Here is a 25,238-nt window from a genome sequence, read left to right as displayed (position 1 = left end):
AGGGCCCGCATCCCGGGACGGCTCCGACCCGCCGTGCGCGTAACAGTGGTGTAACTTACTGTCAGTAGGAATACCGCTGTACGTCACTTCCCCCGCTGACTGACCGGTTTTTCCTTGCTCGTGGCGGTCAGTCCTCTGCTGATCGGAATGCCCGAGATGCGACAGAGTTCCCTCGTGGTGGTGGCCAACCGCCTCCCCATCGACGACAGCCAGGCCCCCGACGGGGCCTGTGAGTGGCGGCGCAGCCCCGGTGGGCTGGTCAGCGCGCTGCACCCGCTGCTGCGGCACACCCCGGCGACCTGGGTCGGCTGGGCCGGCGGCACCGGGCCCGCCCCCGCACTACCGGACGTGGACGGCGTCCGCATGCACACCGTCGCGCTCAGCCCGGAAGACCTGCGCGACCACTACGAGGGGTTCGCCAACGCCACCCTCTGGCCGCTCTACCACGACGCCGTCGAACAGCCGCAGCATCACCGGCGGTGGTGGGAGGCGTACCAGCGGGTCAACCAACGCTTCGCCGAGGCGACCGCCGCGGTGACCGAGCAGGGCGGCGTGGTCTGGGTGCAGGACTACCACCTGCAACTGGTCCCCGGCCTGCTGCGCGCACTCCGCCCGGACCTGCGCATCGGGTTCTTCCTGCACGTGCCGTTCCCGCCGCCGGAGCTCTTCATGCAACTGCCGCGCCGGGCCGAGTTGCTGCGCGGGATGCTCGGCGCCGACCTGGTCGGCTTCCAGCGGGTGCAGGCGGCGCACAACTTCGCCCAGTTGGTGACGAGGGTGCTGGACCTGCCGGCCACCGACCGGCGGATCGGCATCGACGACCGGGTCGTGCGCATCGGCGCGTTCCCGGTCTCCATCGACACCGCCGAGATGGGCGCGCTCGCCGCCCGCCCGGACGTGGCCGCGCGGGCCCGCCGCCTCCGTCAGGACCTCGGCGATCCCCGGCAGGTCATCCTCAGCGTGGACCGGATGGATTACACGAAGGGCATCGAGCAGCGCCTCAAGGCGTACAGCGAACTGCTCGCCAGCGGCGACGTCAAGGTCCGCGACACGGTGTTGGTGCAGGTCGCGATGCCGAGCCGGGAACGCGTCGGCCAATACCAGATCCTGCGTGAGCGCATCGAGCGCGAGGTGGGTCGGATCAACGGCGAGTTCGGGCGGGTCGGCGAGCCCGCGATCCACTACCTCACCCAGCCCTTCGACCGGGCCGAGCTGGCCGCGCTCTACCGGGTCGCCGACGTGATGGCGGTGACCCCGCTGCGCGACGGGATGAACCTCGTCGCCAAGGAGTACGTGGCCGCCCGGGTGGACGACACTGGCGCCCTGCTGCTCAGCGAGTTCGCCGGCACCGCCGCCGAGCTGTCCCAGGCGTACCTGGTCAACCCGCACGACCTGGAGGGGCTCAAGCAGGGCATCTGCGCCGCGCTGCGGGCCAGCCCGGCCGACACCACCCAGCGGATGCGGGCCATGCGCGCCCACCTGGAGGAGCACGACATCCGGGCCTGGGCCCGCTCCTACCTGCGCGCACTGGACGAGCGCGGCGCCCTGGCCAGTCGCCTGACCAGCGCCGATACCGGTCCCGGCGACGACACCCAACCCGGCGGCGACGCCCGGGTGCCGCAACCCACCACCCCGACCACCGCGGCCACCCAACAGGCGGCCGGCTGACCGCTCACCCCGGCGGCCGAGCACCCACCCGCCCGCGCCGGCGATCAGCCGGCGGCGGCGACCCCGACCGGGGCGGGCGCGGGTGCTCAGTGCGCCGTGGGCTCCTTCTCCAGCCAGTCCAGGATCGCGTCGATCGGCTCCGCCCAGCGCGCGTCCAACATCAGGTCGTGGCCCATGCCGGGAAAGAGCAGCGGTGCCGAACCGTAGCGGCGGGCCACCCGGGTCAACGTCGACGCCGGCACCACCCGGTCGTCCGGGCTGCCCAACACCAGCACCGGCGGGGCGCCCACCGCCGGCTCGGCCTCCGGCTCACCCAGCAGCGCCCACTGCGCCCGCCGGCCCGCCCGGCCGAGCCGCCCGACATACCGCCGGGCCTCCTCGTCGGGCAACTCACTGCTGAACAACTGCCCACCGTTGAGCCGCAACGCCCCACCGAACACCGCCGGCACCGTGCCCGCCGGGTTGCGGCGCAACGCCGCGCCCAGCACCCCCCAGCCACCGAACACCGGCGCCACCAGCACCGCGCTGCGCGCCGGGTAGCGGGCCAACGCGTGCGCCACCACCAGAGCCCCCGCACCGTGCCCCACCAGCACCGCCTGGCGCGGCAGGCCCGCGGCCACCTGGACCACATCGTGCGCGTACGCCCGCAGCGTCGCCTCCGGCGCCGGCTCGCTGGCACCGTGCCCGCGCAGGCTCATCGCGTACGCCGGGAACCCCCGCGACGCCGCGTGACCCAACCAGTGCTCGGCGAACGCCCACGCACCGTGCCCGAACCCGGGGACGAACAGCAACGGCGGTCGCCCCTCATCCAACTCGGGAAGGACGCTGAGCACCTCCCGTCGGGCCGGCCGGACCGGACGTGCCCACTCCCGGCTCCGCATGATCCGCAGCTCACCGCTCACTTGCTGCCCTCCAGGTCGTGCAGGGCGCGCTGGACGGCGCGCAGGTAGTCGGCGTGCCCGACCTCGAACCAGTGCCGACTGCTCTCCTTGACCGGCCCGGAGTACCGCTCCCCGGCCCGCTCCCGTACCCGACGCGCGAACGCCATGGCCCGTTCCGGCCGGTCCCGACGTGCCTGGAGCAGCCGCGCGAAGAGCACCGTCTGCCAGTGCGACAGGGTGAACAACCCGGAGTCCGGCTGCAACAGGCCCGCGACGGCGAGGGTCGGATGACCCGGCGTGAACGCGTTGAGCCACAGCGTGGGCCGACCCGCCCCGGCGCTGTCGGCGAACACCGACGCGTCGAGGAACTCGAAGCGCGGCAGGTAACCGGTGGCGAAGATGACCACCTCGGGGTCGATCTCGCGGCCGTCGGACAGCTCCACGCCGTACGAGTGGAACCGGGCGACGTCGGGCACCGGGCCGATCCCGCCGTGACCCACGTAGTAGACGAGCTGGCTGTTCGCGATCGGGTGCGTCTCGTACACCCGGTGGTCGGGCTTGGGCAGGCCGAAGCGGGTCAGGTCACCGACTGTCAACCGCATCGTCCAGTGGTAGAGCCACTGCCGCACCCGCAACGGCACCCGCAGCGCCAACAGGGTGTCGTTCACCTGGTCCGCCGGGCGGCCGAGCACGTACTTCGGCGCGTACCAGTAGCCGCGCCGGGTGGAGTGCCAGCACCGCGACGCCTGCTGGGCGGCCTCCACGGCGATGTCGCAGCCGGTGTTGCCGGCGCCGACCACCAGCACCCGCTTACCGCGCAACTGCGCCGGGTCCTTGTACGACGAGGCGTGCATGATCTCGCCGCGGAACTCCTCCAGGCCCTCGTAGCGGGGCAGCTTCGGCGACCAGTTGTGCCCGTTGGCGATCACCACGGCGGCGTACCGGGAGGTGCGCTCCGGGCCGTACCCGCCGGTGGAGCGGGTGGTCACGTCCCACCGGTCCCCCTCGGCGGGCTCGACCCGGATCACCTCGGTGCCGAACCAGATGTGCGAGCGCAGGTCGAAGTGGTCGGCGTACCGCTCGAAGTAGGACAGCAGTTGACTGTGGTGCGGGTAGTCCGGCCAGGAGTCCGGCATCGGGAAGTCGGGGAACTGGGTGAACGGCTTCGACGAGATCAGGTGGGTGCTGGCGTACACCGGGCTGCGGTCGTGCCGCCAGTTCCAGGCGCCGCCGACGCCGGTCTCCCGTTCGTAGCAGTCGACGCCGAACCCGTGCTCGCGCAGGTTCTTGATGGCCGTCAGACCGCTGGCCCCGGCCCCGATGACGCAGACCGTGTCACCACGGTCGGAGACCGGGCGTTCGTCGCCGCGCGCGGACGGGGTCGCCTCCGGGTCGGGCCGGCCGTGGTCGGTGGAGGTGGACACCGGGACATCTCCTTTTGGTACGGCAGGCGTGCCGGTCGCCGCGAAATCCTCTCCACAACGGAGCCGGATGTCCAGTCCTGAGGCGGACGCGTCGACTGTCGGGCCGGGTCGGGGTCAGCCGGCGGCGGGCAGCAGCAGGTCGACAAGGACCGGGAAGTGGTCGCTGGCCCGTCGGGTCTGCGGGGTGTCCACCACGTCGTAGTCGACAACTGTGATCCGCGGGTCGACGAACAGCGCGTCGATGCGGCGGCGCGGGTCGGCGCAGGAGTAGGTGAGCCGGTCCGCCCGGTCGGCCGCCACCGCGGTGTCGGTCAACCCGCGCGACACTGTCGCCCACGCCGGCCCGTCCGGGCCCTCGTTGAGGTCCGCCCCGGCCACCACCGGGCTGGTCGCCGCTTCCAGCCCGCGCTTGAACTCGGCGGCCTGCGCGGGGCGCTCGGTCGGGTCGGTGGACAGGTGCGAGCCGGCGAGGGTGACGTGGGCGTCGCCGACCCGGCAGTCGGCGTACGCGGCGCCGCGCAGGTGTCGGCCGGGGGTCAGCGGGAAGCGTTGGCAGCGGCTGCCCCGCACCTGGACCCGCAGGCTGGTCACCAGCAGGTTGCCCAGCGCGGGCAGCCCGCCGGCGGCCACCACCAGGCCGAACGACTCGGCCAACGTGGCGGACTTCTGCCGCCACCGGAACCGGCGCGGCCCCTCCTGCACGATCACCACGTCCGGCCGCGCGGCCCGGACCACCGCCGCCAGCGCGGCGGTGTCGTCGCGCTGACCGTGGATGTTGTACGAGACGACGCGCAGCGGCACCCCCATCGCGGACCGCCTCAGATCCGGCGGGCCAGGTCGGCGGCGCCGATCACCCCGGCGCTGTTGCCCAGCTCCGCCGGGAGCACCTCGGCCACCGGCAGGCGACCACGTTGGGCGAGCGCGTCGAGGTACGAGCGGCGCGTCGGGCCGAGCAGCAGGTCACCGGCGTCGATCACACCGCCACCGACCACCAGGGTCTGCGGGTCGAGGATCTGCGCCATGTCGGCGAGGCTGGTGCCCAGCCACCGGCCGATCTGCGCGAACGCCTCGGCGGAGACGGGGTCGCCACCCTGCGCGGCGGCGGTCACCATCGGGCCGGTGATCGCCTCGGCCTCGCCGCCGGCCAGGTCCAGCAGCGCGGCGGCCCGGTCGGGCTCCTGCCGGGCGCCGGCGCGGGCGAACCGCACCAGGGCGCTGCCGCTGGCGTACTGCTCGATGCAGCCCAGCCGGCCGCAGCCGCACTGGTGCCCGTCCGGCACGGCCAGCATGTGGCCCAGCTCCGCGGCGATGCCGTGCGCACCCCGCATCAGCTCCCCGCCGAGGACGATGCCGCCGCCCACGCCGGTGCCGATGGTGAACATGATCATGGAGTCGTCGGCGTCGCGGGCCGCGCCGTAGCGGAACTCGGCCCAGGCGGCAACGTTTCCGTCGTTCTCCACGATCACGGGGAGGCCGACTGCCGTGCTGACGTACTCGCGCAGCGGTTCGTCCCGCCAGGCGAGGTTGGGAGCGAAGAGCACCGTCGAGCGGCTGGCGTCGATCCACCCGGCCGCGCCGATGCCGACGGCCTCGACCGTCCGCCCGGCCGCCAACTCGCCGACCAGCTCGATGATGACGTCGCGGGTCTTGCCGACGTCATCGGCGGGGGTGTCCCGTCGGCTCTGCGCGAGGACCGTGCCGGTGTCGTCCACGACACCGCCAGCCACCTTCGTGCCACCGACGTCGACTCCGATGGTCAGCGTCACCGCTGCCGCTCCCCTCTGCTGTCCGACCCGGGTGCCGGCGGCCTGCCGGCCCGGGTCGGGATGTCCCGCGCTCAGGCGCCGTCGCCCGGTGCCTGCGCACCGGTGTCGTCCGGCACCCGCGAGGCGGGCACCGCGGGACGAGTGGTCGGTGCCGGAACGGTCGCCGGCCCGGCGTCGTCGACGGGCGGTGCGGCGGCCGGGGCGAGTGGGTCCGCCGTCCGGGTGGCGACCGACCAGACATCCCGCTCCGGCGCCGGCTGAGAATCATGCCCGCTACGGGTGGCATCGCGCCACACGTGGTTGTCGCCGGCCGCCGGGGGCGGGTCGCCGGGGGCCGGCTGCGGAGCCACGTCGTGGGTGCTCGCGGCGGGCGCGGAGGTCGGCGCGGCGGTCGGCGCGGTGGTCGGCCACGACGCGCTCGTCGCGGGCGGCTCCGCCGGGGAGAACGCGCGGAGCAGGCTGGCGACGCCCGCCGCGAGGTCACCGGCGCCGGTCGCGAGGCGTTCGGCGAATTCCGGACTCGGGTCACGCAACGCGGCGATGCCCCGACAGACCGGGCAGACGCAGCATTCGGCCGATCCGGTGGCGAAAGCACCGCCGGTGCCGGGCCGGCCCTCCGGGTCGGCAGTGTGACCGAGGACACCGGACAACACCGCACCCAGCGAGCCGAACGCGCCGCCCGCCGAGCCGGCGGAGGCCAGTCGTGCCCCCGCGAGCAGGGTGGCGACAAGCCGCTCCGCCTCTTCCCGGGCCGAACCCGGATCCGTTCCGCCCACCGTCGGCTCCTCTACCGTGCCACCGGACCCGTCACTGCGCCGCACCGGTTACTTCTACCCGGCGCTTGAGCTGCTTCAACGCGGTGTCCATGATCATCTTCTCGGCTTTGCGCCGAAACATTCCGAGCATTCCCACCGACAGGTCGACCTCCAGCGTGTAGGTCACCGTCGTACTGCCGTCCGGGTTGCCCACCAGGTCGTACGAGCCGCGCTGGGACTTCTGCATCTTCGAGGGAGCGACCAGGTGCCACTCGATCCGGGAGAGGTCCTCGGCGTAGGAGTAGGCGAGCACGTACTCGTCGGCCATCACCCCGGCGTCGATGGTGAAGCGCACCTGGCTGGCGTAGCCGTCCTCGTACTCCTCGACGACCTCGGCGCGGCGCACCGCCTCGGTCCACTCCGGGTAACGCGCGAAGTCGCAGATGACCGCCGTCACCCGATCCGGTGCGGCGCCGATGATGATCGACTGGGTGGAGGAGTCCGCCATGGGGGGAGGCTACCCGCCTCCTGCCTGTCCCACCCCGACCGCCCGCCGGGTAGGTTTCGACACAGCCGCCGCGGCAGGGCGGTGGCCGGCCCGGCCAGTGCGAGCACGAAGGAGTGCAGGTGCGCGAGTTCTCCGTCCCGCCGATCGTCACCGTCGGCGATGCGGCCAACCTCACCGATCCGGTCTGGGACAACGCCGAGGTCGCGCCCGACGCCGTCCAGTTCGCCCGCCCCGTCCCCGGCGCCGGGGGCACCGTCACCGCCTGGGCCGACGTGACCTGCCTACAGTTCCGCGACGAGGTGGTCGCGGTGGCCCGTGGGCTGATCGCCGCCGGCATCGAGCCGGGCGCCCGGGTCGGGCTGATGAGCCGCACCAGGTACGAGTGGACGCTGCTGGACTACGCCATCTGGACCGTCGGCGCGGTCACCGTGCCGATCTACGAGACCTCCAGCGCCGAGCAGGCCGCGTGGATCATCGAGGACTCCAACGCGGTCGCCGTCGTGGTGGAGACCGACGCGCACGCCGCCCTGATCGCCGACGTCCGGCACCGGCTGCCCGAGCTGGCCCAGGTCTGGCAGATCGACCTCGGTGGGGTCGACGAGCTGGTCAAGGCCGGTGCCACTGTCGAGCTGGCCGAGGTCGACAGGCGACGCAAGGCGGTCCGCGCCGACGACCTGGCCACGATCATCTACACCAGCGGGACCACCGGCCGGCCCAAGGGTTGCGTGCTCACCCACCGCAACATGTACGCCGACATCGCCAACGCGGTGCCGGTGCTGCCCAACCTGTTCCACGCCGGCGCGTCCACCCTGCTCTTCCTCCCGCTGGCGCACGCCTTCGCCCGGCTGATCCAGATCGGCGTCGTGCAGGCGCGGGCCACCATGGCGCACTGCGCCGACACCAAGAACCTGGTCGCCGAGTTGCAGGCGTTCCGGCCGACCTTCGTGCTCTCCGTACCCCGGGTGTTCGAGAAGGTCTACAACGCGGCCAAGCAGAAGGCCGAGGCCGACGGCAAGGGCGGCATCTTCGCCCGCGCCGAGCAGGTCGCCATCGCGTACAGCGAGGCTCTGGAGACCCCCGGCGGTCCGGGCCTGGCGCTGCGCGCCCGGCATGTGGTCTTCGACCGGCTGGTCTACGGCAAGCTGCGGGCCGCGCTCGGCGGGCGATGCCGCGACGCGATCTCCGGCGGCGCACCGCTCGGCGCCCGACTCGGGCACTTCTTCCGGGGCGTCGGCGTGACGGTCCTGGAGGGCTACGGCCTGACCGAGACCTCGCCCGCCGCCGCCGCGAACCTGCCGACCGGCACCCGGATCGGCACCGTCGGCCGCCCACTGCCCGGCGTGACGGTGCGGATCGAGGACGACGGCGAGATCCTGATCTCGGGCGAGCTGGTCTTCCAGGGTTACTGGCGCAACGAGACGGCGACCGCCGAGACGCTCAGCACCGACGGGTGGTTCCGCACCGGCGACCTGGGCCAGCTCGACTCCGACGGCTACCTGAGCATCACCGGGCGCAAGAAGGAGCTGATCGTCACCGCCAGCGGCAAGAACGTCGCCCCGGCGGTGCTGGAGGACCTGGTCCGGGCGCACCCGTTGATCAGCCAGTGCGTCGTCATCGGTGATCGCAAGCCGTTCATCGCGGCGCTGGTCACCGTCGACGAGGAGGCGCTGCCGGCCTGGCTGGAAGGTGCCGGCATACCCGCCGACACCCCCGCCGAGCAGCTGCGCGAGCACGAGGCCCTGCGCAGGGAGATCCAGGCCGCGATCGACACCGCGAACCAGGCCGTCTCCAAGGCCGAGGCGATCAAGATGTTCCGGGTCCTGCCGCACGACTTCACCGAGGCGACCGGCGAGCTGACCCCGTCGCTCAAGGTCAAACGCCAGGTCGTCCACAAGACGTACGCGGCGGAAATCGCCGACATCTACCGAGGCTGACTACCATCCGTCACGTGCCCGCATCCACGATCACCGCACCGCACCCGCATCCCCTCGCCGCGGCCGCCCGCCTGGTGATGCTGGCGCTGATCGCCGTCCTGACCCTCTTCGCCACCCGCGACGTCACCCAGCTGTGGTGGATCGCTCTGCTGGCGGTGGCCGGGCTCCCGTCCCTGCTGGCGCCGCAGCACCAGCTGATCGCGCCGCTGAGCCGGGTGGCCGAGGTGGTGGTGCTGGGCCTGGCCGCGAGCCAGGTGGCCGCGGTGGCGTCGATCGGCACCGTCGACGGGCTCGGCGCCTCGGCGGTGCTGCCCTACCTGGCGGTCCCGGTGACGGTCACCGCGCTGCGCCGCCGCTTCCGCGAAGGCGCCGCCCTGCTCGCGGTCAGCGCCGCCACCCTGCTGGTCAGCGGCGCGCTGACCGAGGTTGGCGGAGGAGTCCAGCTCGGCCAGCCGGGTTACCTCGCGGTCTGCGCGCAGTGGCTGATCCTGGCGGCGCTGGGCCTCTACGCCGCCGGCACGCTGCACCAGGTGATGGCGGTCCGCGGCGAGGGCAAACCCCAGCCGTACGCCGAGGCGACCCGACTGCTGACCCAACTACGGACCGTGGCCCGCCAGTTGCCCGGTGCCACCCTCGACCCGGGCGGCATCTCCGAGCACCTGCTGGAGGAGTTGCGCACGGTGGCCCAGGCGGACCGGGGCGCGGTGCTGTCGGCCAGCGGCGGCGGTCGGCTCGTCGTGCTCGCCCAGGCCGGCGTCGACCGGGTGGACTGGGAGACGACGCTGGACGCGGACTCGGCGATCGCCGACGCCTGGGCCAGCCAGCAGGCCACCACCGCCGCCCGGTCACAGTCGCGCTCGCACCGGGGCGCGGACGTGTCCGCGCTGATCGTCCCGCTGGTCGCCGGGGTGCGCACGGTGGGGCTGGTGGTGCTGGAGGCGGACGCCGCGCACGCGTACCCACCGCCGGTGGTGTCCCGGGTGACGGCGCTGACCCGCCCGGCCGCGCTGCGGCTGGAGGCGGCGCTGCTCTTCGACGAGGTGCGCTCGCTGGCCACCAACGAGGAACGGCAGCGGCTGGCCCGGGAGATCCACGATGGGGTGGCGCAGGAACTGGTGATGGTCGGCTACGGCATCGACAACGCCATGGCCACCGTCTTCGACGACGCCGACGAGACCGCCGAGGCCCTGCGGACGCTGCGCGGCGAGGTGACCCGGGTGATCCAGGAGCTGCGACTGAGCCTCTTCGAGCTGCGCAGTGAGGTGGACCGGCAGGGCGGGCTGGCCGCGGCGATCGCCGAGTACGCGCGCACCGTGGGCGCCTCCGGCGGGCTGCGGGTGCACCTCTCGCTCGACGAGTCCACCGCCCGGCTGCCGGCCGCCACCGAGGCCGAGTTGCTGCGCATCGCGCAGGAGGCGGTGACCAACGCGCGCAAGCACGCCGGCGCCTCGAATCTGTGGGTCACGTGCGAGGTCGACCCCCCGTACGCGCAAATAGAAGTGTCGGATGACGGTCAGGGGATGGCTGACCAGCGCCCCGACGGACGGTACGGTCTTGCGATCATGGCCGAGAGGGCGGAACGTATCCGGGGCCGGTTGGAGATCAGGCCGCGGCAACCCAGCGGCACAACCGTGGCCGTGGTTGTCGGCACCTCGTCCCGCCGAGATAACGTGCGCGACAGCGCAGCACCAGAAGGGGAGTAACCCGAGGATGACCACAAGTCCGACACCGGCCACCCGCACCAAGGTCCTCCTTGTTGACGATCATGACCTGATTCGTAAGGGCCTGCGCCACGCCTTCGAGCGCGATCGGCAGTTCGAGGTCGTCGGTGAGGCCGCCACCGCGGCGGAGGGGGTGCGCCAGGCCGGCGCCCTACAGCCGGACGTGGTGATCATGGATCTGCGGCTGCCCGACGGCAGTGGCCTGGAGGCGACCCGCGCGCTGCGCAAGTCCAGTGCGTCGATGGGCATCGTGGTGCTGACCATGTATGCCGGCGACGACCAGCTCTTCGGTGCATTGGAGGCCGGCGCGAGTGCCTTCGTGCCGAAGACCGCCCCGGCCGACGAGGTGGTGGCCGCCGCGCGGCACGCCGCCTCCTCCCCCAGCGCGTTCACCGCCGCCGATCTGGCCGAGGCGATGAAGCGCCGGCTCGCGCCGTCCGGCCCGCAGCTGTCTCCCCGGGAGGGGCAGGTGCTGCGGCTGCTCGCCGACGGGATGAGCGTGGCGGGCATCGCCAAGCAGCTGTTCGTCAGCGAGTCCACGGCCAAGACGCACATCTCCAAGCTCTACGAGAAGCTCGGTGCGGCCAACCGGGCCCAGGCGCTGATGACCGCCCTGCGGCTCGGCCTGCTCGAGGCGCCGGACGCGCCGAAGTTCTGATCTGCCCCCGCTCCGGTGGCGGGAAAGCACGACCGACGGTCCGCGCCAGCTTCGGCCAGCGCGGACCGTCGCGCATCGACCGACGTCGGCGGGCAACCGCCCGCGCGCTATGGTCTGGCGTGCGTGGCGGGTGCACAATACCCGCGCGGGCGACGACGCCCGCGACGCGGACTCAAGGGGTGAACGCATGCAGCGGCCAGACTGGGCACCCGAGACCATCGACATCGAGCGCCCGAGTGTCGCGCGGATGTACGACTACTACCTCGGTGGCTCGCACAACTTCGCCGCGGACCGCGCCGCGGCACAGGCGATGGTCGCTGCGGTGCCGGAGGCGCCGTTGATGGCCCAGGCCAACCGGGCGTTCCTGCGCCGGGCCGTGCACCACCTCGCCGACGCCGGGGTCCGGCAGTTCCTGGACATCGGCTCGGGCATCCCGACCGTCGGCAACGTGCACGAGATCGCCCAGCGGCTCGCCCCGCAGTCGCGGGTGGTCTATGTGGACGTCGACCCGGTGGCGGTGGCGCACAGCCGCGAGATTCTCGCCGGCAACGACCGGGCGGTGGTGGTGCAGGAGGACCTGCGGCACCCGGAGGCGATCCTGGCCCACCCGGAGGTCCGCAAGCTGCTCGACCTGAGCCAACCGGTGGCCGTGATGGTCGTGGCCGTCCTGCACTTCGTCTCGGACGACGACCGGCCGGCCGAGCTGCTGCGGACGCTGCGCGACGCCCTGGCACCCGGCAGTTATCTGGTGCTGTCGCAGGCCAGCGACGACGGGCGCAGCGACGACGAGCGCGCCGAGGCCGAGCGGGTCTACCGGCGCACCGACAACCCTCTGTGGATACGCGGTCGGGCCGAGTTGACCGCCCTCTTCGACGGGTTCGAGCTGCTCGACCCCGGTGTGGTGTGGGTGCCCCAGTGGCGACCGGACACCCCGGAGAGCGCGGAGGACGCCGAGCGCGCGGTCTTCATGGGCGGCGTCGGGCGACTCGGTGGCTGAGTCGCCCGGGGCCGTCTCCCGCCCGGGCACGTTCGCCCGGGCATGGGCGAAGGCGGTCTCCGGCACCAGCTACCTTCCGATGACCCAGGCCCAGCTGGAGACTCTGCTGGACCGGCTCACCGGCCAACTGGCCGGCGCGCTGCTCACGGAGCCGTTCGACCTGCGAGCCGGGCACCGGGTCGGTGCCGAGTTGGTCGCCGCGCACATCGCCTCCGCGGAGGGGCTGGGTCGTACCGTGGAGGTCATCCAGCTCCGGTTCGTGCGTGACCTCGGGTTGGTGGCCGAGGACGTCGAGGACCGGCTGGCCCGGCTGCTGGCGGCCGTGGCGACCGGCTACGCCCGCGCGCTGCGCGACCGCACCCTCGACGAGCAGGAGTCGATCCGCCGGGCCGCGATGAGGGCCCGGACGCAGGCCGAGCGGGCGCTGCGTGCCAGCGAGGCCCGGTTCCGGCACCAGGCCACCCACGATCCGCTCACCGGCCTGCCCAACCGGACGCTGTTCACCGAGCGGCTCACCGCGGCGCTCAACGAGCCCGGCCGGGGTGCGCGGCGGGTCGGGGTGTTCTTCCTCGACCTGGACCGCTTCAAGGTCGTCAACGACACCCTGGGGCACCAGGTCGGTGACCGACTACTTGTCACTGTCGCCGAACGGCTGTGCAAGGCCACGGGTGAGCACCTGGTGGCTCGCCTCGGCGGGGACGAGTTCGTGATCCTTGTGGAGAACAGCGGCGGCACCGACGACATGGCGGCGTTGGCCGAGACCGCGCTGGCCGCGGTCCGGACACCGGCGCTCGTCGACGGGCACGAGTTGCAGATCTCGGCGAGCATCGGCATCGTCGAGCGACCGGTGGCCGGAGCCAACCCCAGTGACCTGATGCGGGCCGCGGACAGCACCCTGCACTGGGCGAAGTCCGCCGGCGGTGCGCGCTGGGCGCTCTACGACGCCGAGCGCAACCAACGCGAGCTGGCCCGGTACGCGCTCTCCGCGGCCATCCCGGCCGCGCTGGAGCGGGGTGAGTTCTACCTCGACTACCAGCCACTGACCTCACTTCGCGACGGCAGCCTGGTCGGCGTCGAGGCGCTGGTCCGGTGGCGCCACCCGGAGCTGGGGGTGCTGCGTCCGGACAGCTTCATCGGGTTGGCCGAGGAGACCGGCCTGATCGTCCAACTGGGCGGTTGGGTGCTGGCCGAGGCGTGCCGCGAGGCGGAGGCCTGGTCGGCCGGCGGCGCCGCCGCACCGTTCGTCAGCGTCAACCTGGCGGTGCGGCAGGTGCACCGGCCCGGTCTGGTGCAGGAGGTTCGCGCGCTGCTGCGGCAGACCGGCCTGCCGCCGGAGCGGCTCCAACTGGAGATCACCGAGAGCACGATGATGAGCACCGCCGAGGAGCCGGTACGCGCCCTGCGGGTGCTCGCCGACCTCGGGGTACGGATCGCCATCGACGACTTCGGCACCGGCTACAGCAACCTGGCGTACCTGCGGGACCTGCCGGTGACCGAGCTGAAGGTCGCCGGGGAGTTCGTGGCCGGCCTCCGGTCGCCGTCGGTCGGCCGCACCGACGAGCGGATCCTCGCCTCGCTGGTCTCGCTGGCACACGCGTTGGACCTGACGGTCACCGCCGAGGGCGTGGAGACCGCCGGGCAGGCCGAGCGACTGCGGGCGATCGGCTGCGACGCCGGCCAGGGCTGGCACTTCGGGCGCCCGGCCCCCGCCGACCGGATCCTGGCCCGCATCCGCTGAATCCGCGGACCGCGCGACCCGGCCGTCGGCCGCACCGGCCACGATCCACTCGTCTTTCATGATGTCGGGGTATCCGTGGCACCAGAACACCCCGACTTTACGAAACCGGAGTGGATCACAGCCAGCGGTAGACAGCGTCTACGCCACGCTGGTAGACAGTGTCGGTGAGCGCGGACGAGACGGGGCTGCGGACGCGCCTGGTGGCCGTCGGGGTGGACCTGGTGCTGCGGGAGGGCCAGTCGGCGATCTCCCTGCGAGAGATCGCCCGCCGTGCCGGGGTCTCCCACGGCGCACCGCGCCGCTACTTCCCCACCCACGTCGACCTGCTCTCCGCCATCGCCCGGGAGGGCTTCGCCGACCTCACCGCCCGGGTCGAGCGCACGTTGCACGACGTCGACGCGGACCCGCGTACCCGGTTGACCGCACTGGCCCGGACGTACCTGGACTTCGCGGCCACCCACCGCGGCATGTTCGAGCTGATGTTCCGCCACGACCTGCTGGACAGCGGCCGGTTGCGGCTGCGCGAGACGAGCCTGCCGCTGTTCACCGTCCTGGCCGACCTGGTGGCCCAGGCGCGTCGGCCCACCGACGCGCCCACGGCGGTGCTCGCCGGCGCGCTCTGGGCAAACCTGCACGGCATCGCCCAGCTCTGGGCCTGGGGCAGCCTGCCGCTGGCCACCGGCGCCACCGACGACGACACCCTGCTGCGCGCCGCGCTGGAGGCCCACCTCGGCCCGGCGCCGGCCTGAGACTCGACTCCCGGAGGACACGTGCCCCTGCTGTACGACGTCGCCAAACTGACAGTCGGCACCGCGATGCGGGTGGGCTGGCGGCCCCAGGTGGAAGGGCTGGAGCATCTGCCCCGGCACGGCGGCGCGATCCTCGCCGGCAACCACCTGTCCGTCGCCGACGAATGGTTTCTCGTCACCTCGACGCCCCGACACGTCACCTTCTGGGCGAAGGTCGAGTACTTCACCGGCGGCGGGCCGGGCGGCTGGCTCAACCGGCGGATCGTCGCCGGCATGGGCGCCATCCCGGTCAACCGCACCGACGGCCGCGCCGCCCTGCGCGCCCTCGACGCCGCCGTGCCGGTGCTGCGCGCCGGTGGCCTGGTCGCCATCTATCCGGAGGGCACCCGCTCCCCCGACGGGCGGCTCTACCGGGGCCGCGTCGGGATGACCCGGCTGGCCCGCGACGCCGGGGTGCCGATCATCCCGGTCGGCGTGCTCGGCACCGCCGAGGTGCTGCCGGTCGACGCGCGGATCCCCCGTCGACACCCGGTCACCCTGCGATTCGGCCCGCCGATCCCGGTCGCCGACCGGATCCACGGGCCGCGCGACATCCGGACGATCACCGACGAGGTGATGGCGGAGATCCAGAAGCTCACCGGCCAGGAGTACGTGCCGCACTACGCGCCAGCCCGGGAGAGCTGAACGGCGATCAGCCGGCGAGCAGCGCCGCCATCCGTTCCGCCTGCGCCTCCCAGCGCCACTCCCGCTCCACCCACGCCCGACCGGCGGCGCCCAGTTGGCGGGCCAGGTCCCGGTCGGCGAGCAGCCGGGCGACCCGGTCGGCGAGCTGGGCCACGTCCCGCCCGCGGACGACGTAGCCGGTCTCCCCCTCGCGGACCGCGTCCGGTGCGCCCCCGGAGTCGCCGGCCACCACCGGCAGGCCGGTCGCGGACGCCTCCAGGTAGACGATGCCGAGCCCTTCCACGTCGAGGCCACGATTGCGGGTGCGACACGGCATCGCGTAGACGTCGCCGGCCGCGTAGTGCGCCGGCAGCTCGGCCGACGGCACCGAACCGGTGAACACCACGTCCCGCTCCACACCGGTCTGTCGGGCCAGCTTCTCCAGCGTCGCCCGGTACGGCCCGCCGCCCACGATCAGCAGCGCCGCGTCGGGCACCCGGCGGCGGATCTCCGGTAGTGCCCGGATCAGCATGTCCTGGCCCTTGCGCGGCACGAGCCGGGACACACAGACCACCACCGGGCGGTCGGTCAACCCGAGCCGGGCCCGGACCTGCTCGCCGTCGACCGTCGGGTGGTAGGTGTCCACGTCGACGCCGGGCGCGAGGCGGCGCAGCTCGGTCACCCCGTCCAACACGCGCGCCAACCGGGTGCGCGTGTACTCGCCGAGGTAGGTGGTGACGTCCACACCCCGACCGATGCGCCGCAGTGCCGGCCGGGCGGCCGGCAGCGCCGCCCAACCAACCTCGTGGCCGTGGGTCTGTGCCACCACCCGGCGGATGCCGGCCCGCCGACGCAGACCGGCGGCGAGCAGCCCCAGCGGGGCAGCCGCACCGAACCACACGGTGTCGCAGTCGTACGCGCGCGCCAGCCGCGCCGCCCGGCGGGCGATCAACGGGGTGGGCAACAGCACCCGGGTGCGCTCCCGGATCACCTCGAACGGCTGGTCGGCGTCGAACTTCGCGGCCCCGCGCCAGCTCGACGCGTAGACGACCACCGAGCCGGCCGGTTGCCGCACCGCGAGGTTGTGCACGAAGGACTGGATGCCGCCCGGTCGGGGCGGAAAGTCGTTGGTGATCAGCAGCGTGCGGTTCATCGGCCGGCCTTCCGGGCGTACGCGCGGGCGGCGGCCATCCGCTCGACAGTGGACGGATGCGAGGCCGAGTAGAGGTATTCCCAGCGCGGCGGGTCGGGGTCGCCCAGGTTGACCGATCCGAGCCGACGCTGCATCGACTCGAAGGTCTCCGGGTCGTGGGTCAGCGCGAGCGCGTGCGCGTCGGCGCGTGCCTCCACCCGTCGTGACATCAGCGCCTGCATCGGCGTGGCGACCAGCCCGGCGACCGTCACGAGGGCGACAAGCAACGGAAAGGCGCGTGGTTGGGCGACCGAGTCGACGCCGGCCAGTCGCAGCAGCGGCCCCCACGAGCCGAGCAAATAGAGCGCCACCACGGCGGCAGCGGCACCCAGTGCCCCGGTCACCGTGCCCACCGCCACGTCGGAGTCCTTCGCGTGCCCCAACTCGTGCGCCACCACGGCTGTCACCTCGCCCGGGGTCGCCTCGCGCAGCAGCGTGTCGTAGACGACCACCCGCCGGGTCGGCCCGAGACCGGACACGTAGGCGTTGACCGCCCGGGTGCGACGGGAGGCGTCGGCGACGAGCACGTCGCGCACCGGCACCCCGTCGCGGGCGGCCATGCTCATCAGCTCGGTGCGCAGCGGGCCCTGCTCCATCGGTGTGAACTTGTTGAAGACCGGCTCCACCAGCACCGGCAGCACGAACGACAGCAGCACCACCAGCAGCGCCGCGCCCGCCGCGCCATACGCCCACCACCAGCGTGGCGCGAACCGGATCACCGCGTAGAAGCCGACAAGCGCCACCGCGCCGATCACCGCACTGACGGCGTACGACTTGAGCAGGTCGACGGCCCAGCCACTCCAGCCGTTGGTGCTCAGGCCGTAGCGGGTGAGCACGCTCTGGCGCCAGGCGGCGAACGGGAGCGTCACCAGGTCGGCGACGAGCACCACGGCCAGCCCGCCGAGCACCGCCTGCGCGGCCCAGTGCCCCCCGAACGGCCGGCCCACCAACTCGACCAGGCGGCTGCCCAGCGGGGTCAACCCGAGCGCGAGGGCGACCAGCAGCCCCACGGCGAGCGCGGCGTAACCGCCCGGGCGCAGCGCGGCCCGGAACTCCCGCCCCTTGGCCACCTGCTCGGCCGGCAGGTCACGCAGCGCGGCGAGCTGGTCGGCCCGCGGGGCCGGCGGTCGGTGCCACGGAATGAACAGCGCGGCGATCACGACAAGCGCGACGGTCAACCCGGCCAGCGTGAGCAGCGCCCAGCCACGCGGGGTCATCGCGTCACTGCCCGTCGTGTCCCGCTCATCGCGCCGCTCCTCCCGCCGTGACCGCTCATCCTATGGCCCGCGAGAAGCTCGCTTCCGGGCGCGGTGTCGCGCTCAGGCGATGCGGCGGACGGCCCGCTGGCGTGCCACGCCGGGACGCTCGGGCGCGGCCAGCACCTCCACGTCGAAACCGGCCCGCGCGAACACCTCGATCGCCTGGACCTCGGCGGCGACCAGTCCGGCCGCCGGGGACGTCTCGTCGAACAGGGCGGCCAACAGACAGCCGGAACAGCCGTCGGCCCGCCTCGCACACCCGTCGCAGTCGATGAGCATCAAGCCCTCCTGATCGCTCGCGATGCACGGCCGGCGCACCTCGTCGTCGCCACCCGAGCACCGTCGGTCACATCGACGCTAACCACCGGGTACGACAGAAATGACGTCCGACCGGCCGTTTGGGGACGAGATCAACTCGATTTCCATGAAATCGGGCCATCCCACGCGGTCGGACACCCCGACATCGTGAAACCCGTGTCGATCACGGCGGGCGGGGATGGTGTCAGGAGCGGGCGAGGCGCCGCAGCAGCGAGTCGGCGCCCAGCGGGTAGGCGCCGTGTCGGCGTACCCCGTCGGCGACCTCGCGGTCCGACGAGACCACCACCACCGGCCGCCCCGACGGCTCGGCGCGGACCAGCCGACGGATCAGCTCGTCGGCGGTCTCGCCCTTGCGCGAGAACAGCACCCGTACGCCGCGCGGCGCGGGCGGCAGCCCGTGCATCCGCTCGGCGCCGTCGAAGACCACTGTGACCTCGTCGCCGGTCTGCGCGGCGATCCCGCCCAGCCCGGTGATCAGCCGTTTGCGCTGCTGCTCCAGGGACATCTCGCCGAAGCCGCGCTTGGTGACGTTGTAGCCGTCCACCACCAGGTGCGCCCGGGGCAGCGCGAGAAGTTGGTCGAGTCGAGCCGGGTCGTCGGTGTCGCGGGCACGGGCGGCGGGGCTGGCGGGAGCGGTGCCCGGCTGCTCGGCGAACGCGTCGGCGACGAAGTCGGCGGGGAGTTTGTCGACCGGGTCGAGCGCCAGTTCGCGGCGCAACCCCACGGCGGCCTGGCCGATGGTCTCCAGCAGCAGCCACAGCCGTGCGTCGTCGACCGAACGGGCCTCCTTGGCGGTGGCCCGGGCCACCCCGGCGGCGGCCTCCGCCTCGGCCAGCCGGGCGCGGGCGCGGCGCAGCTCGGCGTCCACGTCGGCGCTGGCACGCGCGGCCCGGCCACGCTCGGTGGCCAGCAACTCGGTGGCCTTGCGCTCGCGGGCCTGGGTCTCCCGGAGGGTACGGGCGACCTGCCGGGACTCCTCGCGGAGCTGCCCCAACTCCTCGCGGACGCGGGCCAGCTCGTCGCGGAGCTTCTCCGCCTCGACCCGCGCCACCGCCCGGTCGTGCTCGGCACGGGTGGCCCGCTGCTCGGCCTCACGGACCAGCTCGGCGACGACCGCGCTGTCCGCCTCGGCGCGGACGGCGGCACCGCTGGCGTCGATCAGCTCCCGCCAACCGCGCGGCCGGGCCAGGTAGGCAAGCGCGGCGACCTCGACCGGGTCGGCGGCGGCCGGGGCGGTGCCCTCGACGACGGCGGCACCGAGGTCGCCGGCATCGGCCAGGACCCGGGCGGTGACCCGCTGCCGGAACAGCGGGTCGGCGGTGAGCTGGGCGGCGATGGCCGGCGCACCGAGGCGGGCGCGCCGGTTGGGGGCGAACTTGGCCACCCGGCGCAACGGCACCGGCACCTCGTCGCCCGGCAGGGTGGGCAGCACCGCGGCGGTCAGTGTCACGATCCGCTGCCGGACCGGCTCGGGCAGCGTCGGCTCCGGCTCGACGGTGGGGCCGTCGCCCTGCGGTGTCGGGCCGTCGTCCTGCACGGTCGGGGCGTCGCCCCGCCCTGCCGGGTCGTCGCCCTGCGCGGCCGGGACGGATGCCTCAGATGTCTCGTTGACTACGTTGTCGTCCGGGTTGCCCACGGCACCGTCGAGCACGACCGGATCCTCCTGCGGGAGGTGGTCGTCGTGCGGCTCGGTGAGGGGCATGTGGCAAGTCTCCCACCGCGACCGGGCCCACCGCCCGGTGAGTGAGCCGATCTCTCATCCTAGCCCCATGGTGACTGGTGGGACGGCTGCGCCGGGAGTGTCGGACCGGGGCGCTAGCGTGCCGGCGATGGCACAGGCGGAGTACGTCCAGGAGTCACTTGCCGGTTTCGACCCGGCGGCGGGCGGGGTGGACCCGGCGCTGCCGCTCTACGCGACCACCTTCGTGGTGGTCGACCTGGAGACCACCGGCGGCACGCCGGACGGCGGCGGCATCACCGAGATCGGCGCGGTCCGGGTGCGCGGTGGCGAGCAGTTGGGCGTGCTGGCCACCCTGGTCAACCCGGGGCAGCCCATCCCGCCGTTCATCACCGTGCTGACCGGCATCACCCAGGCGATGCTGGTGCCGGCGCCGCCGATCGAGCAGGTGCTGCCCAGCTTCCTGGAGTTCATCGCCGACGCGGTGCTGGTGGCCCACAACGCCCCGTACGACGTGGGCTTCCTCAAGGCCGCCTGCGCGAAGCACGGCTACCGCTGGCCCAACCCGCGCGTGCTGGACACGGCGGCGCTGGCCCGCCGGGTGCTGACCCGCGACGAGGTGCCCAACCGCAAGCTCGGCACCCTGGCGGCCTACTTCCGCACCGCCACCCAGCCGACCCACCGGGCCCTCGACGACGCGTTGGCGACAGTCGACGTGCTGCACGGGCTGATCGGTCGGCTCGGCGGGCACCGCGTGGACACCGTCGGCGACGCCATCGAGTTCGCCCGGGCGGTCACCCCGACGCAACGGCGCAAACGGCACCTGGCCGACGGGTTGCCCAAGGTCCCCGGGGTCTACGTCTTCCGGGCCGCCGACGACCGTCCGCTCTACGTGGGCACCTCCGTCGACATCGCCACCCGGGTGCGCAGCTACTTCACCGCCGCCGAGAAGCGCGCACGGATCTCCGAGATGCTCGCGGCGGCCGAGCGGGTCGAGGCGGTGGAGTGCGCGCACTCGTTGGAGGCGGAGGTCCGCGAGCTGCGGTTGATCGCCGCGCACGCCCCGCCGTACAACAGGCGGTCGAAATTTCCGGAACGGATGGTCTGGCTCAAGCTCACCGACGGTCCCTATCCCCGGTTGTCGATCGTCCGCACCCTCTCCCCCACCGACACCGCGTACCTCGGGCCGTTCACCTCCCGGCGGGCCGCGGAGCTGGCCGCCGCCGGTTTCCACGACGCCGTGCCGCTGCGCCAGTGCACGCACCGGCTCTCGCTGCGCACGATCACACCGGCCTGCGCGCTGGCCGAGTTGGGTCGCTGCCCGGCACCCTGCGAGCACCGGATCACCCCCGAGGAGTACGACGACAGCGCGGCAGGTCCCTTCCGCACCGCCACGACGAGTGACCCGCAGCCGGTGGTGGACGCGCTGCTCGCCCGGATCGACGTGCTCTCGGCCGACCAGCGCTACGAGGAGGCCGCAGTGGTGCGGTCCCGGCTGGCGGCGGTGCTGCGGGCCACGGTGCGGATGCAGCGGCTGGCCGCGCTCACCGGGATCGTCGAGCTGGCCGCGGCTCGGCCGGCCGCCCGGGGTGGCTGGGAGTTGACGTTGGTGCGGCACGGCCGGCTGGCCGGCGCGGGGGTGTCCCCGCCCGGCGTGCACCCGCGGCCCACGCTGACCGCCATCCGGGCCACTGCCGAGACGGTGTCGGGCGGGCACGGCCCGGTGCCGGCGGCCACCGCGGAGGAGTCCGAACGGATCCTGTCCTGGTTGGAACGACCGGAGACCCGGCTGCTGGAGATGTCCTCCGGTTGGTCCTCGCCGGCCAGAGGCGCGGCGCGGTTCCGTGACCTGCTGGCGAAGGCTGACAACGGCGCGTCCCACCAACTCTCGACCGAACGCTCATGACCAACTGACCGATCGGACTACGTCTACTCGCTTAGGCTGTTAAGGAAGTGCAGTCCTGCCCGATTCGTGGGCCTGCTCCCTGTCGCCGGCCGCCGGCGTCGCGGAGCCGGGGTGAGGAGGTGTCCCTCGTGGACGTCGACGCCGGACACGGCGCCGCCCTGGGGGGCGCCCTGCCGACACAGCCGGGCGAGCTGCCGCTCACCCGCCGACTACGGTCGCTGCTCAGCTGGCCGACCACCGACTCCGACCCGGTCACCCACCTGGTGCGCACCCACCGGGGCATCCACGCCGGCACCGACCCCGCCGTGCTGCGCCGCGCCTACACGATCGCGGAAAACATGCACCGCGGTCAGTTCCGCAAGAGCGGCGAGCCGTACATCACCCACCCCCTCGCGGTGGCGCAGATCTGCGCCGAGCTGGGCATGGACACCACCACCCTGGTCGCGGCGCTGCTGCACGACACCGTGGAGGACACCCGCTACACCCTCCAGGCGCTCTCCGAGGACTTCGGCGGCGAGGTGGCCCACCTGGTCGACGGGGTGACCAAGTTCGACAAGGCGTTCTACGGCAAGGCCGCCGAGGCGGAGACGATCCGCAAGATGATCGTGGCGGCCGCCAAGGACGTCCGGGTGTTGATCATCAAGCTGGCCGATCGGCTGCACAACATGCGCACCCTCGGGGTGCGCTCCGCGTCCTCGCGGGAACGCATCGCCCGCAAGACCCAGGAGGTGCTGGTCCCGCTCTGCGACCGGCTGGGCATCCAGACCCTCAAGCGTGAGCTTGACGACGTGGTGCTGCTGCACCTGGAGCCCGACGAGCACGCCCGACTGGCCCGACACGTGCACGACCGGCCGGGCTGGGACGCGTACCTCGACGCGGTGGTGGCCCGTGCCCGGGTCGCGCTGAAGCGCAGCCGGGTCGACGCCGTGGTGAGCCCCCGCCCCCGGCACCTCTACTCGATCTGGAAGGACACCATCGCCGGCGGCCACACCGCCCCGTTCGACCTGCCCCGCATCGTGGTGGTGGTCGACGGCCCGGCCACCGACTGTTACGCCGCCCTGGGCGCCATCCACGGCACCTGGCGCCCCGTGCCCGGCCGTTTCAAGGACTTCATCGCCTCACCGAAGAACAACCTCTACCGTTCGCTGCACACAAGCATCTGCGGCCCCCAGGACCGCACTGTGGAGGTGCTGATCCGCACCGAGGAGATGCACCGTTCGGCCGAGTACGGCATCGCCGCCGACTTCCGCTTCCCCCAGTCGGGTCGGGGCAGCGCGGCGGCCCGCGCCGAGCAGTTGGACTGGCTGCGCCGGGTGCTCGACTGGGAGCCGGACGCCGCCGACCCGGCGCAGTTCTACGAGTCGTTGCGCTGCGACCTCGCCGAGGGTCAGATCCAGGTCTTCGCCGACGGGCGACAGATCGTGCTGCCGGGCGGCGCCACCCCCGTCGACCTCGCGTACGAGCTGGGCAACGAGCGGGGCGACCACTGTCTCGCCGCGCGGATCAACGGTCGGCTGGCCCCGCTGAGCTCGGAGCTGGACGAGGGCGACGTGGTGGAGATCTTCACCGAGAACGACGGTGACAACGGTTTCGAGGCCGGTGTGGCATCGCGGGGTCCCCGCCGGGAGTGGCTGAGCTTCGTCAAGTCGCCGCACGCGCAGATGCAGATCAACAGGTGGTTCGCCGAACACACCGAGCCGGGCATCACGATCAGCGACAAGGTCCGCCTCGGTCGGGCCACCATCGGGCTCGCCCTGCGTCAGCACAACCGGGGCCTCGCCAGTGACCTGCCGCTGTTGCGCCTCTCCGAGGAGTTGGGCTATCCCGACCTGGAAACCCTGCTGGTCGCGGTCTTCGACCGGGTGATCGAACCAGACACCGTCGTACGCCAGCTCATCGACCTGGTCGACCATCGACAGTGACCCTGGCGGCCCAGCGCGTCCGAGGGACATTCGCGACCACTAGCCTGGAGTCATGATCCCCCGTTCCCGCGCCACCGGTCGGGCCGTCTTCTACCAGGCTTTCTACCGGCTGCCGCTGCCGGTGCGTCGACGCCTGGTCAAGCTGGCGATGCCCAAGTACATCGTCGGCGCGGTCACACTGGTCCGCGATTCCGAGGCGACGGGCGCGGGACGGCTGCTGATGCTGCGCCAGCCGCCCGGCAAGGGCTGGTCGCTGCCCGCCGGCCTCCTGGACCGGGGCGAACCCCCGGTGGTGGGTGCGGCCCGCGAGCTGTTCGAGGAATCCGGCGTCCGACTCCCCCCGTCCCGGTTACGCCCGGCGGTGCCGAACGCGATCGTGCACGCCAAGGGCTGGGTGGACATGGTCTTCGAGACGGAGGTGCCGGCGTCCGACACCAAGCTGACGGTCGACGGCGCGGAGGTCTTCGAGGCCGCCTGGCACCCCCTGGACGACCTGCCCAAGCTGACCTGGCCGACCGCCCGGCTGCTCGCCTACTACGGCATCGGGCCGCTGGCCGGGCAGTACCCGCCCCCGATCCCCGACGACCTGCCATGACCGGCGGGGCCTCCGCACCGGCCGAGGTCTGCGCTGTGGTGCTCGCCGCCGGCGAGGGCACCCGGTTGCGCCCGCTCACCGAGCGGCTGCCCAAGGCGCTCTGCCCGGTGGGTAACGTGCCGCTGCTGGATCGGGCGTTGGCCCGGGTGGCGGGGCTCGGCCTGGCCGGCCCCGACCGGGTCGCGGTGAACGCCTGCTACCTCGGCGACCAGGTGGTCGCGCACGTCGGCGACCGCGCCCACGTGTCCGTCGAGCCCGACGATCCGCTGGGCACCGCGGGCGGGGTGGCCAACCTGCGGGACTGGATCGACGGGCGGCCGGTGCTGGTCGGCAACGCCGACGCGTACCTCGCCGACCCGGCGGCCGCGCCGGGCCCGGACGTGGCCGCCCTGCTCGACGGGTGGGACGGCCACACCGTACGCCTGCTCGGCCAGCCCGCCGCGGACCCGGCGGCACCCGGCACCTTCTCCGGGCACTGCTTCACCGGCTTCTCGCTGCTGCCCTGGCGGCTCGTCCGCGAGTTGCCGGTCGTCTTCTCCGACCTGGTCCGCGCCCTCTGGCGTCCGGCGGAGGCGGCGGGCGCCCTGGAGGTGGTGCCCTACCCGGGCACCTTCTACGACACCGGCACCCCCGCCGACTACCTGGCGGCCAACCTGCACGCCGCCGCCGGGGGCGTCCTCGTCGACCCGTCTGCCACGGTGACCGGTCGTTGCGTCGAGTCGGTCGTCGGCGCGGGCGCGCGGGTGGTCGGCGACGTGTGCCGCACCGTGGTGTGGCCGGGTGCGGACGTGCCGGACGGCGAACGGTTGTGTGGCGTGATCCGGACCGCGGACGGGAGCACCGTTCCGGCCACCACGCACGGCTGACCGGCCTCGGCCGCAACGCCGGGCAGGCCCGCACCGCCGA

22 protein-coding genes are annotated in these 25,238 nt (G+C 73.2%); 12 read left to right on the top strand and 10 right to left on the bottom strand.

Features of this window, described 5'->3' with window-relative positions; translation table 11 throughout:
• Nucleotides 1-156 precede the first annotated feature (156 nt).
• Nucleotides 157-1,668, top strand: coding sequence for a trehalose-6-phosphate synthase (locus AB0A95_RS01515; protein ID WP_357553619.1), 1,512 nt, complete (start codon nt 157-159; stop codon nt 1,666-1,668).
• Between the two features lie 86 nt (nt 1,669-1,754).
• On the opposite strand, the gene AB0A95_RS01510 is transcribed toward AB0A95_RS01515, so the two are convergent.
• The 6 genes from AB0A95_RS01510 to AB0A95_RS01485 form a co-directional block, all read right to left on the bottom strand.
• Nucleotides 1,755-2,570 (bottom strand): alpha/beta fold hydrolase, encoded by an 816-nt coding sequence (locus AB0A95_RS01510; protein ID WP_357553618.1) that lies wholly within the window; start codon nt 2,568-2,570, stop codon nt 1,755-1,757.
• Nucleotides 2,567-3,973 (bottom strand): NAD(P)-binding domain-containing protein, encoded by a 1,407-nt coding sequence (locus AB0A95_RS01505; RefSeq protein WP_357553617.1) that lies wholly within the window; start codon nt 3,971-3,973, stop codon nt 2,567-2,569. The genes AB0A95_RS01510 and AB0A95_RS01505 overlap by 4 nt, the downstream gene beginning before the upstream one ends.
• 114 nt (nt 3,974-4,087) lie before the next feature.
• Nucleotides 4,088-4,780 carry an endonuclease/exonuclease/phosphatase family protein gene (locus tag AB0A95_RS01500; RefSeq protein ID WP_357553616.1) on the bottom strand — a complete coding sequence of 231 codons (693 nt, stop codon included), beginning with the start codon at nt 4,778-4,780 and terminating at the stop codon, nt 4,088-4,090.
• 11 nt (nt 4,781-4,791) lie between these two features.
• Nucleotides 4,792-5,739 (bottom strand): ROK family glucokinase, encoded by a 948-nt coding sequence (locus AB0A95_RS01495; protein ID WP_357553615.1) that lies wholly within the window; start codon nt 5,737-5,739, stop codon nt 4,792-4,794.
• Between the two features lie 71 nt (nt 5,740-5,810).
• Nucleotides 5,811-6,515 carry a hypothetical protein gene (locus AB0A95_RS01490; protein ID WP_357553614.1) on the bottom strand — a complete coding sequence of 235 codons (705 nt, stop codon included), beginning with the start codon at nt 6,513-6,515 and terminating at the stop codon, nt 5,811-5,813.
• Nucleotides 6,516-6,546: 31 nt separating this feature from the next.
• Nucleotides 6,547-7,002, bottom strand: coding sequence for an SRPBCC family protein (locus AB0A95_RS01485; protein ID WP_357553613.1), 456 nt, complete (start codon nt 7,000-7,002; stop codon nt 6,547-6,549).
• Nucleotides 7,003-7,121: 119 nt separating this feature from the next.
• Here AB0A95_RS01485 and AB0A95_RS01480 point away from each other — a divergent pair, with 119 nt between their 5' ends.
• The 7 genes from AB0A95_RS01480 to AB0A95_RS01450 all read left to right on the top strand — a co-directional run bounded on the left by AB0A95_RS01480 (nt 7,122) and on the right by AB0A95_RS01450 (nt 15,483).
• The gene (locus tag AB0A95_RS01480; protein WP_357553612.1) at nt 7,122-8,936 is read left to right on the top strand and encodes a long-chain fatty acid--CoA ligase; all 1,815 of its coding nucleotides are present in this window, start codon (nt 7,122-7,124) and stop codon (nt 8,934-8,936) included.
• A gap of 14 nt (nt 8,937-8,950) precedes the next feature.
• Complete coding sequence (locus tag AB0A95_RS01475; protein WP_357553611.1) at nt 8,951-10,639, top strand: GAF domain-containing sensor histidine kinase; 1,689 nt, start codon at nt 8,951-8,953, stop codon at nt 10,637-10,639.
• 7 nt (nt 10,640-10,646) lie between these two features.
• Complete coding sequence (locus AB0A95_RS01470; protein WP_007072219.1) at nt 10,647-11,315, top strand: response regulator transcription factor; 669 nt, start codon at nt 10,647-10,649, stop codon at nt 11,313-11,315.
• A 187-nt stretch (nt 11,316-11,502) separates the two neighbouring features.
• Complete coding sequence (locus AB0A95_RS01465; protein ID WP_357553610.1) at nt 11,503-12,312, top strand: SAM-dependent methyltransferase; 810 nt, start codon at nt 11,503-11,505, stop codon at nt 12,310-12,312.
• Nucleotides 12,313-12,391: 79 nt separating this feature from the next.
• A complete protein-coding gene (locus AB0A95_RS01460; protein ID WP_357553668.1) occupies nt 12,392-14,050 on the top strand; it encodes a bifunctional diguanylate cyclase/phosphodiesterase in 1,659 nt (552 codons plus the stop codon).
• Between the two features lie 164 nt (nt 14,051-14,214).
• A complete protein-coding gene (locus tag AB0A95_RS01455) occupies nt 14,215-14,799 on the top strand; it encodes a TetR/AcrR family transcriptional regulator (RefSeq protein ID WP_357553609.1) in 585 nt (194 codons plus the stop codon).
• 21 nt (nt 14,800-14,820) lie between these two features.
• Complete coding sequence (locus AB0A95_RS01450; RefSeq protein WP_357553608.1) at nt 14,821-15,483, top strand: lysophospholipid acyltransferase family protein; 663 nt, start codon at nt 14,821-14,823, stop codon at nt 15,481-15,483.
• 7 nt (nt 15,484-15,490) lie between these two features.
• Here the strand turns inward: AB0A95_RS01450 and AB0A95_RS01445 are convergent, their stop codons facing one another.
• From AB0A95_RS01445 to AB0A95_RS01430, 4 genes are all read right to left on the bottom strand, one after another.
• On the bottom strand, nt 15,491-16,615 hold the full coding sequence (locus AB0A95_RS01445) for a glycosyltransferase family 4 protein (protein WP_357553607.1): 1,125 nt from the start codon (nt 16,613-16,615) through the stop codon (nt 15,491-15,493).
• On the bottom strand, nt 16,612-17,871 hold the full coding sequence (locus AB0A95_RS01440) for a M48 family metallopeptidase (RefSeq protein WP_357553606.1): 1,260 nt from the start codon (nt 17,869-17,871) through the stop codon (nt 16,612-16,614). Before AB0A95_RS01440 ends, AB0A95_RS01445 begins: the two co-directional genes overlap by 4 nt.
• A gap of 102 nt (nt 17,872-17,973) precedes the next feature.
• Nucleotides 17,974-18,192 (bottom strand): hypothetical protein, encoded by a 219-nt coding sequence (locus tag AB0A95_RS01435; RefSeq protein ID WP_357553605.1) that lies wholly within the window; start codon nt 18,190-18,192, stop codon nt 17,974-17,976.
• Nucleotides 18,193-18,415: 223 nt separating this feature from the next.
• Entirely contained in the window at nt 18,416-19,933 is a 1,518-nt protein-coding gene (locus tag AB0A95_RS01430) for an NYN domain-containing protein (RefSeq protein ID WP_357553604.1), read from the bottom strand.
• Between the two features lie 127 nt (nt 19,934-20,060).
• Between AB0A95_RS01430 and AB0A95_RS01425 the strand changes: the two genes are divergently transcribed.
• The 4 genes from AB0A95_RS01425 to AB0A95_RS01410 all read left to right on the top strand — a co-directional run bounded on the left by AB0A95_RS01425 (nt 20,061) and on the right by AB0A95_RS01410 (nt 25,198).
• On the top strand, nt 20,061-21,815 hold the full coding sequence (locus AB0A95_RS01425; RefSeq protein ID WP_357553603.1) for a DEDD exonuclease domain-containing protein: 1,755 nt from the start codon (nt 20,061-20,063) through the stop codon (nt 21,813-21,815).
• A 128-nt stretch (nt 21,816-21,943) separates the two neighbouring features.
• Nucleotides 21,944-23,737 carry an HD domain-containing protein gene (locus tag AB0A95_RS01420; RefSeq protein WP_357553667.1) on the top strand — a complete coding sequence of 598 codons (1,794 nt, stop codon included), beginning with the start codon at nt 21,944-21,946 and terminating at the stop codon, nt 23,735-23,737.
• A 52-nt stretch (nt 23,738-23,789) separates the two neighbouring features.
• Complete coding sequence (locus tag AB0A95_RS01415; protein WP_357553602.1) at nt 23,790-24,332, top strand: NUDIX domain-containing protein; 543 nt, start codon at nt 23,790-23,792, stop codon at nt 24,330-24,332.
• On the top strand, nt 24,329-25,198 hold the full coding sequence (locus AB0A95_RS01410) for a sugar phosphate nucleotidyltransferase (RefSeq protein ID WP_357553601.1): 870 nt from the start codon (nt 24,329-24,331) through the stop codon (nt 25,196-25,198). Before AB0A95_RS01415 ends, AB0A95_RS01410 begins: the two co-directional genes overlap by 4 nt.
• Nucleotides 25,199-25,238: the final 40 nt, after the last annotated feature.

Source organism: Micromonospora sp. NPDC049230 (assembly GCF_040647875.1).
In the GTDB taxonomy this organism is placed as follows: Bacteria; Actinomycetota; Actinomycetes; order Mycobacteriales; family Micromonosporaceae; genus Micromonospora.
The sequence above is the reverse complement of the archived record's forward strand: the minus strand, read 5'-3'. Positions and strand labels throughout refer to the sequence as shown.